General features: G+C 72.1%; 20 protein-coding genes. 13 read left to right on the top strand and 7 right to left on the bottom strand.

Translation table 11 applies throughout. The features are described from left to right. Positions 1–11: 11 nt before the first annotated feature. From AB0B86_RS03165 to AB0B86_RS03145, 5 genes are read right to left on the bottom strand one after another with little or no spacing between them, the layout of a single operon-like run. The gene (locus AB0B86_RS03165; RefSeq protein WP_357404747.1) at positions 12–1,373 is read right to left on the bottom strand and encodes a sensor histidine kinase; all 1,362 of its coding nucleotides are present in this window, start codon (positions 1,371–1,373) and stop codon (positions 12–14) included. After that, entirely contained in the window at positions 1,370–2,383 is a 1,014-nt protein-coding gene (locus tag AB0B86_RS03160; protein WP_357404928.1) for a SpoIIE family protein phosphatase, read from the bottom strand. Before AB0B86_RS03160 ends, AB0B86_RS03165 begins: the two co-directional genes overlap by 4 nt. Continuing rightward, positions 2,380–2,799, bottom strand: coding sequence for an anti-sigma regulatory factor (locus tag AB0B86_RS03155; RefSeq protein WP_357404749.1), 420 nt, complete (start codon positions 2,797–2,799; stop codon positions 2,380–2,382). Before AB0B86_RS03155 ends, AB0B86_RS03160 begins: the two co-directional genes overlap by 4 nt. Further along, the gene (locus AB0B86_RS03150; protein WP_357404751.1) at positions 2,796–3,206 is read right to left on the bottom strand and encodes an STAS domain-containing protein; all 411 of its coding nucleotides are present in this window, start codon (positions 3,204–3,206) and stop codon (positions 2,796–2,798) included. Before AB0B86_RS03150 ends, AB0B86_RS03155 begins: the two co-directional genes overlap by 4 nt. Then, a complete protein-coding gene (locus AB0B86_RS03145; protein WP_357404753.1) occupies positions 3,206–4,066 on the bottom strand; it encodes an STAS domain-containing protein in 861 nt (286 codons plus the stop codon). Before AB0B86_RS03145 ends, AB0B86_RS03150 begins: the two co-directional genes overlap by 1 nt. 163 nt (positions 4,067–4,229) lie before the next feature. On the opposite strand from AB0B86_RS03145, the gene AB0B86_RS03140 reads away from it, so the two are divergent. After that, positions 4,230–4,586 (top strand): STAS domain-containing protein, encoded by a 357-nt coding sequence (locus tag AB0B86_RS03140; protein WP_088951054.1) that lies wholly within the window; start codon positions 4,230–4,232, stop codon positions 4,584–4,586. Between the two features lie 13 nt (positions 4,587–4,599). Here the strand turns inward: AB0B86_RS03140 and AB0B86_RS03135 are convergent, their stop codons facing one another. Next, positions 4,600–5,751 (bottom strand): MFS transporter, encoded by a 1,152-nt coding sequence (locus AB0B86_RS03135; protein WP_357404930.1) that lies wholly within the window; start codon positions 5,749–5,751, stop codon positions 4,600–4,602. Between the two features lie 179 nt (positions 5,752–5,930). Between AB0B86_RS03135 and AB0B86_RS03130 the strand changes: the two genes are divergently transcribed. The 5 genes from AB0B86_RS03130 to AB0B86_RS03110 all read left to right on the top strand — a co-directional run bounded on the left by AB0B86_RS03130 (position 5,931) and on the right by AB0B86_RS03110 (position 8,744). Beyond that, positions 5,931–6,623 carry an FCD domain-containing protein gene (locus tag AB0B86_RS03130; protein ID WP_357404755.1) on the top strand — a complete coding sequence of 231 codons (693 nt, stop codon included), beginning with the start codon at positions 5,931–5,933 and terminating at the stop codon, positions 6,621–6,623. Between the two features lie 39 nt (positions 6,624–6,662). Then, positions 6,663–7,124 carry a large conductance mechanosensitive channel protein MscL gene (gene mscL, locus AB0B86_RS03125; protein ID WP_357404757.1) on the top strand — a complete coding sequence of 154 codons (462 nt, stop codon included), beginning with the start codon at positions 6,663–6,665 and terminating at the stop codon, positions 7,122–7,124. Positions 7,125–7,204: 80 nt separating this feature from the next. Then, entirely contained in the window at positions 7,205–7,456 is a 252-nt protein-coding gene (locus AB0B86_RS03120) for a hypothetical protein (protein ID WP_030486188.1), read from the top strand. Positions 7,457–7,659: 203 nt separating this feature from the next. Beyond that, positions 7,660–8,031 (top strand): hypothetical protein, encoded by a 372-nt coding sequence (locus AB0B86_RS03115; protein ID WP_357404759.1) that lies wholly within the window; start codon positions 7,660–7,662, stop codon positions 8,029–8,031. A gap of 143 nt (positions 8,032–8,174) precedes the next feature. Then, on the top strand, positions 8,175–8,744 hold the full coding sequence (locus AB0B86_RS03110; RefSeq protein WP_357404761.1) for a GNAT family N-acetyltransferase: 570 nt from the start codon (positions 8,175–8,177) through the stop codon (positions 8,742–8,744). Here AB0B86_RS03110 and AB0B86_RS03105 read toward each other — a convergent pair. Next, complete coding sequence (locus AB0B86_RS03105) at positions 8,738–9,970, bottom strand: benzoate/H(+) symporter BenE family transporter (RefSeq protein ID WP_357404763.1); 1,233 nt, start codon at positions 9,968–9,970, stop codon at positions 8,738–8,740. The two genes, AB0B86_RS03110 and AB0B86_RS03105, sit on opposite strands and share 7 nt — an antisense overlap. A 56-nt stretch (positions 9,971–10,026) precedes the next feature. Here AB0B86_RS03105 and AB0B86_RS03100 point away from each other — a divergent pair, with 56 nt between their 5' ends. The 7 genes from AB0B86_RS03100 to AB0B86_RS03070 all read left to right on the top strand — a co-directional run bounded on the left by AB0B86_RS03100 (position 10,027) and on the right by AB0B86_RS03070 (position 15,477). Further along, on the top strand, positions 10,027–10,587 hold the full coding sequence (locus AB0B86_RS03100) for a helix-turn-helix transcriptional regulator (protein WP_357404765.1): 561 nt from the start codon (positions 10,027–10,029) through the stop codon (positions 10,585–10,587). A gap of 115 nt (positions 10,588–10,702) precedes the next feature. Next, the gene (locus tag AB0B86_RS03095) at positions 10,703–11,422 is read left to right on the top strand and encodes a protein phosphatase 2C domain-containing protein (RefSeq protein WP_357404767.1); all 720 of its coding nucleotides are present in this window, start codon (positions 10,703–10,705) and stop codon (positions 11,420–11,422) included. Positions 11,423–11,526: 104 nt separating this feature from the next. Then, positions 11,527–11,865: a PadR family transcriptional regulator gene (locus AB0B86_RS03090; protein WP_357404769.1), complete on the top strand. Its 339-nt coding sequence runs from the start codon at positions 11,527–11,529 to the stop codon at positions 11,863–11,865. After that, on the top strand, positions 11,862–12,707 hold the full coding sequence (locus AB0B86_RS03085) for an ATP-binding cassette domain-containing protein (protein ID WP_357404771.1): 846 nt from the start codon (positions 11,862–11,864) through the stop codon (positions 12,705–12,707). Before AB0B86_RS03090 ends, AB0B86_RS03085 begins: the two co-directional genes overlap by 4 nt. Beyond that, on the top strand, positions 12,704–13,396 hold the full coding sequence (locus AB0B86_RS03080) for an ABC transporter permease (protein ID WP_357404773.1): 693 nt from the start codon (positions 12,704–12,706) through the stop codon (positions 13,394–13,396). Before AB0B86_RS03085 ends, AB0B86_RS03080 begins: the two co-directional genes overlap by 4 nt. 80 nt (positions 13,397–13,476) lie before the next feature. Next, the gene (locus AB0B86_RS03075; protein ID WP_357404775.1) at positions 13,477–14,667 is read left to right on the top strand and encodes a GNAT family N-acetyltransferase; all 1,191 of its coding nucleotides are present in this window, start codon (positions 13,477–13,479) and stop codon (positions 14,665–14,667) included. Between the two features lie 54 nt (positions 14,668–14,721). Continuing rightward, a complete protein-coding gene (locus AB0B86_RS03070; RefSeq protein WP_357404777.1) occupies positions 14,722–15,477 on the top strand; it encodes a ZIP family zinc transporter in 756 nt (251 codons plus the stop codon). Positions 15,478–15,495: the final 18 nt, after the last annotated feature.

The raw sequence follows: 15,495 nt of genomic DNA, 5'->3' as shown, positions 1-15,495 counted from the left end.
CGTCCACGCCGTCACGCCTCGTCTGCGGGTAGGGAGACGGTGAAGGTGCTGCCCTGCCCCGGTGCGCTGGTCAGCTCCAGCGCCCCACCGAGCAGCGTCACCAACCGCCGGGCGTACGGCAGGCCGAGGCCGGTGCCGCCGACCCGGGTTGCGCCGGGCACCTGGTAGAACTCCTCGAAGATCCGGTCGTGCAGCTCGGGAGCGATGCCGTTGCCGGTGTCACTCACCTCGAATTTCCACAGGTCGTCGTGCCGGTGGGCGCGCAGTCGCACCTCGCCGCGCTCGGTGAACTTCAACCCGTTGTGCAGCAGGTTGCGCAGCACCTGGCCGAGCAGCACCTCGTCGGTGCGCAACGTGGCCGGCGCGGTCGGCTCCTCCACCACCAGCTCCACCTGCGGGCGGGTTGCCAGGGCGCGCAGTGTGCCGCGTAGCTGCCCGAAGACCAGACGCAGATCGACGTCGGCCCAGTCCGGTTCGATCCGACCGGACTCCGCCTTGGCGAGATCCAGCAGCTCGTTCACCAGGTTGAGCAGGTCCGCCGCCGACGAGCGGATCAGGTCGATCTGGCGTCCCTGCTCGTCGGTGAGCGGGTCGGAGGCGGAGTCGGTGAGCAGTCGCCCCAACCCGATGATCGCGGTGACCGGGGCGCGCAGCTCGTGGCTGACGTTGGCCAGGAACCGGCTCTTCGACTCACTCGCCGCACGGAGCTGGGCCGACTTCTCGTCCAGCTCGGCGTAGAGGGCCACGACGCCCCGGTTGGTCTCCTCCAGCTCCTCGGTGAGCTGGTTGTAGAGCGCCAGCACCCCCCGGTTGGTCTCGGCCAGCTCCTCGTTCAGCACGGCCAGCTCGTCGCGCTGACTGCGCACCTCGTCGAGCGCGGCGATGAGCTGCCCGTTCTGCACGGTCAGCTCGTCAAGCGCGCTGGACGGCGCGGTCCGGCCGAGTTCGGTACGGAACTCGGCGAGCCGCTCCGGGGTCGGCGTCGGCGCGCTGGCCGGAAGTCGTCGGGACATCCTTACGACCGTAACCCCGTCGACGGTCGACACGCTCAGTGTGTCGACCAGTCGGGACACCGCGCCGGACTGCGGCTGGTAGCCGGCGCCGGGGAGCGCGGTCACCGGGGCCAGGTCAGCGCGCAAATGGTTCCGGCCGTCGCCGCCCGGGTCGACGTGGAAGGAGACGTCCGCACCGCCGGTCGTGCGCAGCAGGTCCCGGGCGACCTCGCTGAGCGCCGTGGCGATCCGTACCTGGTCCTGGCGTTCGAGACCGACCACCGCGGCCACCTCGCGGCCCCGTTGACGGATCACGAAGATGTCCTGCTCGACCCGCAGCGCCATCTGCAGCAACGGCAGGGCGGCCGGCTCGCCGGTCATGCCCAGGACCTCGCCACCAGTACACAGGCGTCATCACGTCGCACACCAGCATCGCGCAGCAGGGTCGCCGCCATCACCAGCGGGGACCGCTCGGCCAGGCCCGGGTAGTCGGTCAACCGCCAGCGGTCGACCACACCGTCGCTGTGCATCACCAGTCGGGCCCCCGGAGCGAGCGGGTAGTCGTACTCCCGGATCGTCGGCCGTTGGTGCCCGGCGATGCCGGGCAGTGACACCAGCCCGCGGCGCCGACCGTCGCCCTCGACGACCACACCGGCGATGTTACCCAGGCCGGCGTAGCGCAGCACACCGGCGGCCGGTGCCAGTTCGGCGACGGCGAGTGCGGCACCGCGGGTGTGCGACATGCTCCGGTGCAGGTGACCGACGACCACCGCCGGTGATCCGGCGGGAGCGTCCCGGAACGCGGCGAGCGCCGCGTCGGTGGCGGCGGCGGCCAGCGGGCCGTGCCCCAACCCGTCGCTCACCAGCACCTGGTGCCGCCCGTCGGCGATCCGGACGGCGTACCCGTCGCCGCTCACCGTTTCGCCGGTCAGCGGTCGGGTGAGGGCAGCTGCCCAGGACGGCTCTGCCGGCTCCCTCGGCCAGACCTGTACGGCGAGCACGGTGCCCCGGCCGGTGAGCGAGTATCCGTCGAACCAGCTGGCCTGCCGCACGATGGCGCCCAGCCCGATGCCGAGCGTGCCGGTGGTGGAGTGCCCGTCCCGGGACGAGACGGTCAGGTCGGCCATGCCAGGTCCGGAGTCGATGGCGATCAACTCCACGCCCGCCTCCCCGGCTCGGCGTACCGGCCGGAGCAGCAGGACGCCCTCGTCGGCGTGCTTGACCAGGTTGCTGGTCAGCTCGGCGGCAACGATGGCCAGGTCGGCGATGCGCGCCTCGCCCATCTCCACCTGCGCGCCGAGGCGTTCCGCGGCACGCCGGACGGCGCTCGCCGCGCTGCTGGCCTCCACCCGGAACCAGATGCCACTGTCGGTGACCGCGTCGGCGTTCACCGGGACCACTTGGTGACCGTTATCCGTGTGCCGGCCTGCGGGGATGTCTCGATCTCGAATTCGTCGACCAGTCGGCGGGACCCGCTGAGCCCGAGGCCGAGCCCGCCACCGCTGGTGTAGCCATCGGTCATCGCCAGGTCGAGGTCCGCGATGCCCGGTCCGGAGTCGGCGAACACGATCTGCACGCCCTTGCGTCGACCGTTGTCCACGATCGTCACCTCGACCGCCCCTCCACCGCCGTAGACCAGGGTGTTGCGGGCCAACTCGCTCGCCGCGGTGACCACCTTGGTCTGGTCGACGAGGGACAGCTTGACGGCCACCGCCACGGCGCGGACCAGTTGCCGGACCCGTACCACATCCTCGTCGCTGCGAACCGACTGCGCCTGTGGCTGGCCCAGGTCGATGCCCGCGGTCACAGCGTGGCCGTCTCGGCGTCCGGATCGTCGTCGAGCTGGGAGTCGAGCTCGTCGGCGTGGGCCCCCGCGATCAATTCCATGCCGCGCTCGACGTTCAGGGCGGTACGGATGCCGTTCAGCGACAGCCCCAGCTCGACGAGGGTGATGGCGACGGCGGGGCGCATCCCGACCACCACCGTCTCGGCGTCGAGCACCTTGGAGATCGACGCGATGGTGGAGAGCATCCGCCCGACGAAGGAGTCGACTATGTCAAGCGCGGTGATGTCGATGATGACGCCGTGGCAGCCGGTGTCGACGATCCGCTCGGCGAGGTCCTCCTGGAGCGCGACAGCCGTCTGGTCGGACATGTCCACCTGGATGGACACGAGCAGAATGTCCCCGATCTTGAGGATCGGCACCCGTTCCATCAGGCGTCCCGCCGCGGCCGACGGCGGGCGGTCTCCACGCCGGTGAGGCGCAGCACGTGGCGCAGCGCGTCGGCGAGGCTCGCCTTGGTGGCGATGTCGCCGAACTCGATGCCGAGCGCCACGATGGTCTGCGCGATCTGCGGGCGGATGCCGGAGATGATGCAGTCGGCGCCCATCAGCCGGGCGGCCACCACGGTCTTCAGGATGTGCTGGGCGACCTGGGTGTCCACCGCCGGGACGCCGGTGATGTCGATGATGGCGTACGGGGAGCCGGTGTCGACGAGCGTCTGCAGCAGCCGCTCCATCACCACCTGGGCCCGAGCCGAGTCCAGCGTGCCGACGAGCGGGACGGCGACGACGCCCTCCCAGAGTTTGACCACCGGCGTGGAGAGTTCGAGCAACTGCTCGGCCTGATCGGCGATCAGGCTCTCCCGGGTGCGGACGAAGCTCTCGAAGGTGAACAGGCCCATCTCGTCGACAAGCCTGGCGAAGGCGACGTAGTCGGGCAGCGCGTTCGGGCCGCCGGTCTCCTGCACCAGCTCGGCCAGCACGTCCTTGAGCGCGAAGATGCTTACCGTGGTCTCGGTGGCCGAGAAGCCCTGCCGGGCCCGGCCGCGGGACAGCTCGGAGAGCGCGGCGCGCAGTTCGGCGGCGGTGTCGGCGGACAGGTTGATGTCACCGTGCTCGCTCGTGGTGACGATCGCGCGGTGCAGGTCCTGGACCTGTCGGCGCAGCTCGGCCTGGCTCAGCCGGCCCCGCAACGAACTGGTGACGATCTCGGTCCACCGAGTCGTGACCCGGTCGGCCTGCCCGCTGAGCAGCGCGGCGAGCCGACTACTTTCTTCGGTGCTCAACGCCATTTCGAACCCCCTTGACCTGGACCGGGCGGACTCTATCACCGGGGCCTGATCAACTACTTGCCCCGTAGCAACGGAATGACGATGCCCACCGGATGCTGGCTCCCGTTCTGCGTACGAGCCCTGTCGTGGGATACCGTTCCTCCGATAACAGGAGGTCTGGCGAATGTCGTTGACGGTGCACACGGAACAACGCGGCGACGTGGTCGTCGTGTCGGTCGCGGGCGAGCTGGATATGGCCACCGCACCGCAGCTCCAAGACCAGATCACCGACCTGCTCGACAAGGGCCGCAGCCGGCTGGTGTTCGACCTGGCCGACGTCTCGTTCTGCGACTCGACAGGTCTGTCGGTCTTCGTCCGCGCCAAGAACAGCTGCGACGAGGCGGGCGGCGTGGTGCGCCTGGCCGCCCCGCAGCGGGGTGTGCTGCGCATCCTCGAGGTGAGCGGGCTGGTCGAGGTGCTGCACACCTATCCGACGGTGGACGAGGCGGTTGCCGGCGAGCCGACGCCAGCCTCCTCCTGACCGCAGTCGCTTGTCACTCGTCCTCGACGTAGCGGGGACGAGCGATAGCCAGGCCCGCCGTCGTCTGCACGGCCAGCGCGCCGAGCAGGAACCCGATCGGCGCGGTCCAGCCGCCGGTGACCTCGTAGAGGATGCCGACAAGCAGGGGCCCGAGGGCGGCGATCACGTAGCCGGTGCTCTGCGCGAACGCGGAGAGCGCGACGGTCCCCTCGGCGGTGCGGGCGCGCAGGCCGATGGCGGTCAGGATCATCGGGAACGCGCCCTGACCGATCGCCAGTAGCGCGACCCAGAGCAGTGCGGCACCGCGTGGGGCGAGCGCCAGCCCCAGGTAGGCGAGCGTCGACGCGGTGGTCAGCCCGAGCACCAGCGGACGCAGGCTGCTCAGTCGACCCGCCACGGTGGGCATCAGCAGTGCGATAGGCACGCCGAGCGCCGTCACCCCGGCGAGCAGCAGTCCGGCCGACTCCGGCTGGTAGCCGGCGTCCCGGAACAACTGGGCCAGCCAGCCCATGATCGCGTACCCGCTCAGCGACTGCGCCCCGAAGTAGATGGCCATCGCCCAACCGAGCCGGGTCCGCGCCGGCCGGACGCGCACCGGCGCGGCGGCGGCCGCCGTCGGCGTCGAGCGCCGCGCGCCCGCCCGGGTCCGCAGCGCGAGTGGCACCCACGGGAGTACGGCCAGCGCGGCCATCGCCGCCCAGACGCCCAGCCCGGCCCGCCACGAGCCGAAGGCGTGCGCGATCGGCACCGCGGCAGCCGCGGCCACCGTCGTGCCGAGGGTCAACGCCATCGTGTACGCCCCGGTGACCAGCCCGGTGCGGTGCGGGAAGTGTTGCTTGACGAGCATCGGCAGCAGGATGTTGGCGACCGCGATGCCGGCCAGCGCCAGCGCGCTGGTGAGCACGAAGATCCAGGCCGAGTCGGTGGCGACCCGGAGCACCTGGCCGACGGTGAGGGCGAGCATGGCGACCACCAGCAGCCGGGCCGGTGCCACCCGGCGGACCAGCCACGGGGTGAGCGCGCCGAGGCCGGCGAACGCGATGGTCGGCAGGGTGGTGACCAGACCGGCCATGGTGCCGGAGAGCCCCAGCCCGTCACGGACCTCGTCGAGCAGGGCGCCGAGGCTGGTCACCACGGCGCGCAGGTTGAGCGCGACAAGCAGCATCCCGGCCAGCACGAGTGCGCCCCCGGTCGCCGGGTGCGTCCGCCTGCCGGCACCGGGGTCACGCGTCGAGGGTGGGTCGACGCGGACGGGAGCGGGCGGCGCCGGAGCAGCGGTGGGTGGCGGGGTCATGGCCGCTAACCTACAATCATGGGATGAATTCTGGCCCGGTGATGTAACAAGTGCCACCGTCTGTGGATTCCCCCTCCGCGCCGCTGGTGCCGCCCCGCGGCCACCGGGTCCGGCAGACCATCGAGCAGCTCCGCGCCCGGATCCTCGGCGGCGAGTGGCCGGTCGGCGGGCGCATCCCCACCGAGCCACAGCTCGTCGCCGCGCTCGGCGTGGGGCGCAACACCGTCCGGGAGGCCGTCCGCGCCCTGGTGCACGCCGGGGTGCTCGAGTGCCGGCAGGGCTCCGGCACGTACGTGGTGTCCACCGACGAGCTGGCACCGGTGGTCGCCCGTCGACTCAGCGACGACCGGATGACCGAGGTCATCGAGGTTCGGCGGGCGTTCGAGGTGGAGGCCGCCCGGCTCGCCGCGCTGCGGCGTACCCCGGCGGACCTGGCGGCGCTCGACGCCGTGCTCGCCGAACGTGAGGCGGCGTGGCGCGGCGGCCGGGTCGACGCGTTCGTCGAGGCCGACGCGGCCCTGCACGTCGCGGTGGTCGCCGCCGCGCACAACGCCATGCTCGCCGAGCTGTACGCCTCGGTCGGCACCGCCCTGCGCAGCACCGTCGCCCAGGCCATGGGTGGGGAGCTCACGCCCGAGCGCTACGTCGACCACACCCGGCTGATCGAGGCGATCCGGGCCGGCGATCCCGGCCGGGCGGCGCTCGAAGCCGGCGCTTTTCTGGAACCCGCCGTACGGGCATAGGTTGTGCCCGACAGAAAAGCGGACACCTCGGGAGTACGAATGCTCAAGGGCTTCAAAGACTTCATCATGCGCGGCAACGTCGTCGACCTGGCGGTCGGTGTCGTCATCGGCGCCGCGTTCACGGGCGTGGTCACCGCCCTCACCACCTCGTTCCTCAAGCCGATCATCAAGCTGGTCGGTGGCGGGGATGACAAGTTCGCTGGCCAGTGGAAGATCAGCGAGGACAACTACATGGACTGGGCGGGGTTCGTCAACGCCCTGATCACGTTCCTGCTCACCGCGGCGGTGCTCTACTTCTTCGTGGTGTTCCCGATGAACAAGCTGGCCGAGCGGCGGCAGCGGGGCGAGGAGCCGCCGCCGGCGGCGCCGAGCGAGGAGGTCAAGCTGCTCACCGAGATCCGGGACGCGTTGGTCTCCGCCGGTCACACCACCCCCGGCCAGCAGCGCGGGGCGCTCGACGACGTGCTGGGCCGGCGCACCGAACCCCCGACGCAGCGCTGACCGAACGGATGCACATCGGCCCCTGCGGGATTCCCGCAGGGGCCGCACCTTCTCGTACGTGTGTTCGATAGAGTCCCGCCATGGAGCAGCGAAAGCACTGGTGGAACGGGAAATGGGGGCGGCTGGCCCGGCGGGACGTCTTCCTCCGGGTGGACGCCGACCGGTGGCACGTCGAGCAGCGGGCCGGCGGGGCCGAGGGCATCTCCCGGTTCTACGAGTACGGCAGCGCGGACGAGGCCGAGGACACCGTCCGGGCACTTCTGGACGGCCCGGACACCTGGCGCGAGCTGTCTCCCCGCCCGCCGGGCGGTTGGACCCTCCCAAACAGTTGAGCGGCGGCGCGCTGCGGCCCGCCCCGCCGGCGGTATGACTCTTGCGGCATGTTCCTGACCGAGAGTCGTACCGCGCTGCGGACAGTCGACCGGGCCTGGACGGCGTCATCGTCGGGCGGCCGGGCCGCTGCCGCGTTCGCCGAGCGCCGAGCGCCGAGGGTGCGACGCGTTTAGCGTCGCACCGCCCCGGGAACCGCGGGGGGATGGATCAGCAGGACGAACAGCAGGCGATCATCTCGCGGATCACCACCGGGATGCCGGTGGTCGACTCAGCCGGCACCGAGGTCGGGACCGTGGACCTGGTCCAGCGGGGTGACCCGAACGCGGTGACCGTCCAGACGCCGACCGCCGACCCGGGCAGCAGCCTGGACGAATTGATCGAGGCGACCGCGGTCGGGGAGCCGGTCGTCCCCGCCGATCTGGCGGCGCGACTGATGCACAGCGGCTACCTGAAGGTCTCGACCGGCCTGGCCAACACCGGCGCGGTCTACGTCCCGGCCGACCGGATCGGGTCGGTGACCGACGGCCGGGTCCTCCTCGCCGTCGGTGTGGCCGACCTGCCGCCCGAGGAGTAACCCCGCCACCCTGATCGACTCGCGCTCACGGAAATCGGGGCATCCAGAGCACCGCGACAGCCCGACTTCATTGAACCCGAGTCGATCAACGCCGTGCGGGCGCAAGGCCCTGGGCACGCCGGCCGAGGGCGTACCGTCGCGGGATGTCGCTGGCACCACCGGAGCCGGAACTGACCGACTGCCGCGTCCGGCTCCGAGAGTGGACGATGGGTGACCTCGACTGCGTCCGGCAGGCCGCTGCGGATCGGCGGATCACCGAGGCCACCACCGTCCCGGTCCGGTTCACCGAGGAGGCGGGGCGTGCCTTCGTACGTCGACAGTGGCGTCGGACCATCGACGGCGCTGGCCTCTCGCTGGCGGTCGCCGAAGCGGACACCGATGTCGCTGTCGGTTCGGTCACCTTGCTGCTGCGGCCTCAGCCGGGCGTGGCCGGTCTTGGCTACTGGCTGGTCCCGGCCGGACGGGGACGGGGCTTGGCCAGCCGGGCGGCGCGGCTGCTCACCGAGTGGGCGCTGGAGACCGGTGGCCTGGCCCGGGTGGAGGCGTGGGTCGAGACGGACAACGTGGCGTCCCGGCGGGTGCTCGCGGCGGCCGGCTTCGTCGAGGAGGGTGTGTTGCGGAGTTTCCTGGCCTTCCCGGATCGTCGGGCGGACGCCGTGGTCCTGTCCCAGGTTGCCGGGGGCAGCCAGCGGAGATCAACTCGAGTTCAGTGATGTTGGGGTGTCCGGTCGGCCTGGACACCCTGGTTTTCTTGAACTGGTGTGGACCTTGCCGGCCCGTCGGCGGGTGGGCGGTGGTGGAAGAGCAGCAGCATCAGGCAACCGGCGACCAGACCCCAGAACGCGCCGCCCACGCCGATCAGCGTCACCCCGGAGGCGGTCACCACGAAGGTGACCACCGCAGCCTCCCGGGTCACCGGGTCGGCCACCGCCGAGGCGAGCGCTGTCGCGAGGGCGCCCAGCAGGGCCAGCCCGGCGACCGCCTCGATGAGGATCGGTGGGGCGACCGCGACCAGCGCCGTGGCCGCTCCGGCGCCCAACCCGAGCAGAGCCAGCCCGAGGCCGGCGGTGATCGAGGCGACCCACCGGCGTTCCGGGTCCGGGTGGGCGTCGGGGCTGGCGGCGAGCGCGGCGGTGATCGCCGCGAGGTTCACCGCGTGCCCGCCGGCCGGGGCGGCGAGCAGGCTGGCCAGGCCGGTGGCCCGCAGGGCGGCGCCGAACGGCGGCCGGTAGCCGTAGCCGACCAGCACGGCCATCCCGGGTACGTTCTGCGCGGCCATGGTGACCAGGAACAGCGGGAGGGCCAGCCCGACCAACGCGGACGCGTTAAACGCGGGCGTGGTGAGCGTGACCGCCGGGACCAGCTCGGCGCCGCTCAGGCCGGCCGGCGGGGCGGTCAGCGCGATCGCCGCCACCGCGGCCACCAGCGCGCCGGGCACCGCCCAGCGGCGGGCGAACCGGTGCAGCAGCAGCCAGGCCACCACCACCGGGCCGGCCACCAGCGGCAGCTCGACAAGTGCGCGGACCGGGGCGGTGCACAGCGGCAGCAGCACCCCGGCGAGCATCGCGCCGGCCACCGGCTTGGGGATGGCGGCCACCGCGCGGCCGAGTGGCGGGAACAGCCCGGCCGCGACGATGAGCGCCCCGGAGACGAGGAAGGCGCCCACCGCGACGGGCCATCCGCCCGGTGGCGGCCCGGTCGCGACAAGCAGCGCCGCACCCGGTGTGGACCAGGCCACGCTCATCGGGATCCGGTGTCGCCAGCCCAGCCACGCGGCGGCGAGCCCGCACGCCACGCAGAGAGCGAGCAGCCCGGAGGCGGCCTGCGCGTCCGACGCGCCGGCCGCGCGGAGCCCGGCCAGCACCACGGTGAAGGAGCTGGCGAAGCCGACAAGCGCGGTGACCACACCGGCCAGCACCGGTTGGACGCGTCCGGCCATGCGATCCTCCCGGGGTGTTCCGTTTACGGAACGACAGTGTGTAGCACGATAGCCGGGTGCCGCACCCGCCACCAGCCCGCCGCCCGGGCCTCGACGTGGACCCCGCCGTCGTCGGCCGCCGAGTCCGCGCCCTGCGCGAGGAGCGCGGAATCTCACTGTCCACCCTGGCCCGGCTCGCCGGCGTCGGGAAGGCCACCCTCTCCGGCCTGGAGCACGGCACCCGCAACCCGACCCTGGAGACGCTCTGGGCGGTCACCGCTCGACTCGGCGTACCGCTCACCGCCCTGCTGGCCGAGCCCACCGCCGGGCCCACCGCGCACGGCACCGCGGTCACCGCGACCCTGCTGGAGGTGTTCACCGACACCGATGCGACCTACGAGCTGTACCGGATGCGGGTCGCGCCCGGCCCGGTGCAACTCTCGCCCGCCCACCAGCCGGGGGTCACCGAGCATGTCACCGTCTTCGCCGGGGTGCTACGCGCCGGCCCGGCGGACGCACCGCTTACCGCGCCGGCCGGTGGCCACCTCCGCTGGGTGTCCGACGTGCCGCACAGCTACGCGGCGGTGGGTGCCGAGGAGGTCGCCGCCAGCCTCCTGCTGCGCTACCCACGCCGCTGAGACCCCGCCGATCGGTCACGCACCGTCGGGTCCGTCGACGAAAATCGCAATCATTTCTCGACGCACGCAGGAGGCGTAGAGACGAAGGCGGGGTGTTCTTGGCAAGCTTGACCCCATGACGCTGATCCTCCGCTCGGCCATCCTCAACGACATCGGCCTGGTCCGCACCAACAACGAGGACTCCGCCCTCGCCGGTGACCGCCTGATCGCCGTCGCCGACGGCATGGGCGGGCTGCCCGCGGGCGAGGTGGCGAGCGAGATCGTGATCCGGATCCTGGACGAACTGGCCCCACCCACCGATCCCGACGGTGCCGCCGACGCCCTGCGCGCCGTGGTCAGCACCGCCAACCAGCGCATCCACGCCGCCATCACGGTCGACCCGAGCCGCGACGGGATGGGCACCACGCTGACCGCGGCGCTGCTGGCCGGCGAGACGCTGGTCCTGGCCCAGGTCGGCGACTCCCGCTGTTATCTGCTGCGTGACGGGGAGCTGACCCAGCTCACCCGGGACGACACGTTCGTCCAGGCCCTTGTCGACCAGGGCACCCTCGCCCCGGAGCAGGCCCGCCACCACCCGCAACGGTCCCTGGTGACCCGGGCCGTGCAGGGCGCCGACACCCCACCGGCGATCGGTGTGCTCACCGTGGTCCCCGGCGACCGACTGCTGCTGTGCAGCGACGGGCTCTCCGACTACGTCGAGGACGACGCCATCGCGGCGGCGCTGGGCATGTACGCCGATCGCCAGCAGTGTGGCGAGCAGTTGGTGAAGCTGGCCCACCACGCCGGCGCACCGGACAACGTGACAGTCGTGGTCTCCGACGTCGTCGCTCGCTGAGCTCAGCCGACCCCGCTCGACGGTCCGTGGCGGCGGCCGTGGCGGGGTCCGGCCGTCCTGCTAGGTAGTTGCGCCATCTAGCTGGCGCCGCTACTGTCCGGCCTGTGGATTCCGACCGGCGCGGGCAGTGGCTGCGGGGAGTGCTCGACATCTGCGTGCTGGCCCTGCTTGCCGACCGCGAGTCCTACGGCTACCAGCTCGCCCAGGCGCTCGACGCCGCGGGCGTCGGTCCCATCCAGGGCGGCACGCTCTATCCGGTGCTGCTGCGTCTACAGAAGACCGGCCTGGTGTGCGCGCAGTGGCGGGAGGGCAACGCCGGGCCGGCCCGCAAGTACTACCGGCTCACCGACGACGGGTACGCGGCTCTCCGTACGGGCGGCAACGCCTGGCTCACCTTCGTCCAGCCGGTGAACGACATCGTCACGAAGGGGGTCACCCGGTGAACGCCGACGATTGGCTGCGCACGCTCACTGTCGAGCTGCACCACCGCCGGGTCGCGGCGGACGCCGCCCGGCACGTGGTCGCCGAAGCGGCCACGCACCTGCGCGAGGGGGGCGGCGACCCGTGGGTCGTCTTCGGTCCACCCCAGCAGTACGCGGGCGCGGTGGTGGAGAGCATCGGCACCGCACCCGGACCGCGTCCCGGGCCGGTCCGGCTGCACGCGGAGGGCATCACCAAGCGCTACGGGCGGCGAACCGTGCTGCGCGACGCCACGCTTACCGTCCGGGCCGGACAGATCGCCGCCGTCGTCGGCGCCAACGGCTGCGGCAAGAGCACCTTCCTGCGGATCTGCGCCGGGCTGATGTCCCCCGACGCCGGTTCGGTGACCGTCTCCGGGCGACTCGGCTATTGCCCACAGGCCGGCGGCACCGCCGACTTCCTGTTCGCCGACGAGCACTTCGTCCTCATCGGTGCCGGCCAGGGCGTGACCCGGGGGGCAGCGCGCCGGGCCGGTCGGGGTGCGGCTCGCCAACTCGGTTGGGAGGCGGGCGGGGAGGTGCAGGCCCGCCACCTGTCCGGTGGCACCCGGCAGAAGCTCAACCTGACCATGTCCACCCTCAACACCCCGGACGTGCTGCTGCTCGACGAGCCGTACCAGGGCTTCGACCAGGGCACCTACGTCAACTTCTGGGATCAGCTCAGCCGGTTGCGGGACACCGGCACGGCGATCGTGGTGGTGACCCATCTGCTCAACCAACTCGACCGGGTGGACCTCGTGCTCGACCTGACGCCGGCGCAGGTGGCCCGGGGGCACGCGCCCGTACCGCAGGGAGGCCACCGGTGAACCGGCTCATCACCGTCGCCGAGATGACAGTGCGGGAGTTGCTGCGGCGTCGGGGCGTACTCCTGCTGTTGTTGTTGATGCCGTTGACCTTCTACCTGATCCGGCGGGACGCCTACCTCGGGCAGTCGGTCCGCTCGCTGCTGCTCGGGGTGGGCTGGGCGGTGAGCACCGCCGCGCTCTTCGCCACCACCGGGGCCCGTGAGTTGGAGCCGAGACTGCGGTTGGCCGGCTACCGGCCCCACCACCTCTACCTCGGCCGGATGCTGGGCCTGTGGGTGGTTGGGCTGATCATCGCCGTGCCGTTCTTCGCGCTCCCCATGATCGACGGTGCGGACCTGCGTTACGGCGGACTGGCCGCGGCGCTGCTCTGCTCGGTAGGGGTGGCGGCGCCGTTCGGGATGCTGATCGGCGCGCTGCTGCCCCGCGAGATGGAGGGGACGCTGCTGCTGCTCACCGTCATCACGGTGCAGATGCTCATCGACCCGGCCGGGTCGGGGGCGAAGTTGACGCCGTTCTGGTCGACCCGGGAGATCGCCACCTGGGCGGTCGACCACACCGACCAGGGCTACCTCTCCCGTGGCGTGCTGCACGGGCTCGTCGTCACCGCCCTGCTCGCCGGCTGCGTGGCCGCTGTGGCAAGCGTCCGGATGCGCCGCCGTCGGCACCTGCGACACCTGCCGGTGGGCTGACCGGCCCGCCGGTCCGTGCCGACGTCGCGGATACCGTCAATTCGGTGGTGCAAGCCGGCACGGCAGGTTGAGATGAGCGGATGACCATCCGCCGGGTGACCGCCGACGAACGTCTCACCACCAGCTTCCCGCTGGCCGCGTACGCCTTCGAGTCGTCGCCGCTCGGTGCTGCCCGGACCGAGGAGTTCCGCGACTACCTGCCCTACAACGAGGGCAACCGGACGCTTGTCGCCGAGGAGGACGGTGTCACGCTGGCCGCCGTCTCGGCCATCCCGATGCGGCAGAACCTGCGCGGGGCGGTGCTGCCGATGGCAGGTGTCGCCGGGGTCGCCACCCACCCGCTGGCCCGCCGGCAGGGGCACGTCCGGGCGCTGCTGCACCAACTCCTCGACGAGGTACGCGACGAGGGGCACCCGGTCAGCGCGCTCTACCCGTTCCGGCCCAGCTTCTACGCCCGGTTCGGCTACGCGGGGTTACCCAAACCGCGCCGGGTCACCTTCTCCCCCGCCCACCTGGGCTCACTGCTGCGCGTGAACCTGCCCGGCGAGGTGGGCTGGGAGCGCATCGCCGCCGGCTATCCGGTGTGGCGGGCGTTCACCGAGCGCTGCCTGACGGAGCGGCACGGTTTCGCGCTCTTCCCGGACTACCGATCGAACGGGATGCGCGACCGGGACGAGTACTGGCTGCTCACCGCCCGCGTCGACGGCGAGGTCACCGGTGCTGTGACGTACCGGATCGACGGGCACGGCGGCACACTACACGGCAACGAGTTGCTGGTCACTGATCCGCTCGCCCGGGCGTTGCTGTTGCAGTTCTTCGCCCGGCACGTCGACCAGATCGAGCGGGTCACCGTCCAGGTTCCGCCGGACGAGTTGCCGGAGCTGTGGTTGACCGACCTGGACGTGCACGTCGAGGCGCGGACGGCCATTCCGGGTTCGTCGGCCCCGATGGCCCGGCTGTTGTCGCTCGACGCGTTGCGCGGGCTGCCGTCCGGCCCGGGTCGGGTGCGGGTCGAGCTGACCGGGGACCGCTGGCTGGCCGGCACCCACCTGCTGGACGGCACGACCGGCGCGCTCGAGGTGGTCGCCGACACCACCGGCCACGTGCCGACCGCGACCCTCACGGCGGCCGGGCTCTCCGCCCTGGCGTACGGGGTGCTGGATCCGGCCGAGCTGCCGTTGCGGGATCTGGGCGTGGTGCCGGTGGACGCCGCCGCCGAGTTGCGCAACATATTCCCCCGCCGGGTGCCGTACCTCTTCGCCGACTTCTGAGCCGCCCTCACTACCGGGTTTGACGCCCCGGCGAGCGTGGGTAGGGTCCCGCGAATGCCGGAGTGGTTGCAGGCGGGTGGGTGGGGGCTACTAGCCGGTTCGGCCCTGCTGGTCGGGGCGGCCGTCGGTTGGTTCACCCGGGTGCCGCGGCGCGTCATCGCGTCCATCATGGCGTTCGGGGCGGGGGTGTTGCTCTCCGCCGTGTCGTTCGAGCTGATCGCCGAGGCGCACGAGCAGGGCGGGCTGCTGCCCACCGCACTCGGCGCGGCCGGTGGCGCGGTGATCTACACGCTTGCCAACCTGGCTCTCGCCCGGCACGGCGCGCGGCACCGGAAGCGCTCCGGCGACCAGCAGCCCTCCGAGGGTGAGCAGCCCGGCTCGGGGTCGGCGATCGCGGTGGGTGCGCTGCTGGACGGCGTACCGGAATCGGTGGTGATCGGCGCGAGCCTGCTCAGCGGCGGCACGGTCAGCCTGGTCACGGTGGCGGCGGTCTTTCTCAGCAACGTTCCGGAGGGGTTGTCCAGCGCGGCAGGCATGCGCCAGGCCGGCCGGTCCCGGCGGTACGTCTTCCTGCTCTGGACCGGGATCGCGCTGATCAGCGGGGTGGCCGCGTTGCTCGGCAACACGGTGCTGGGCGGTGCGCCGCCGGAGGTGCTGGCCGGCATCACCGCGCTCGCCGCCGGGGCGATCCTCGCGATGATCACCGACACCATGGTCCCGGAGGCGTTCGAGGACGCCCACCTGCTCGTCGGCCTGATCACGGTCGCCGGTTTCCTTACCGCGTTCGCCCTGTCCCACGCCCCGCATTAACCGGGGATTAATCCCGCC

The organism is Micromonospora sp. NPDC049047 (assembly GCF_040649135.1).
Lineage (GTDB): Bacteria > Actinomycetota > Actinomycetes > Mycobacteriales > Micromonosporaceae > Micromonospora.
The sequence above is the reverse complement of the archived record's forward strand: the minus strand, read 5'-3'. Positions and strand labels throughout refer to the sequence as shown.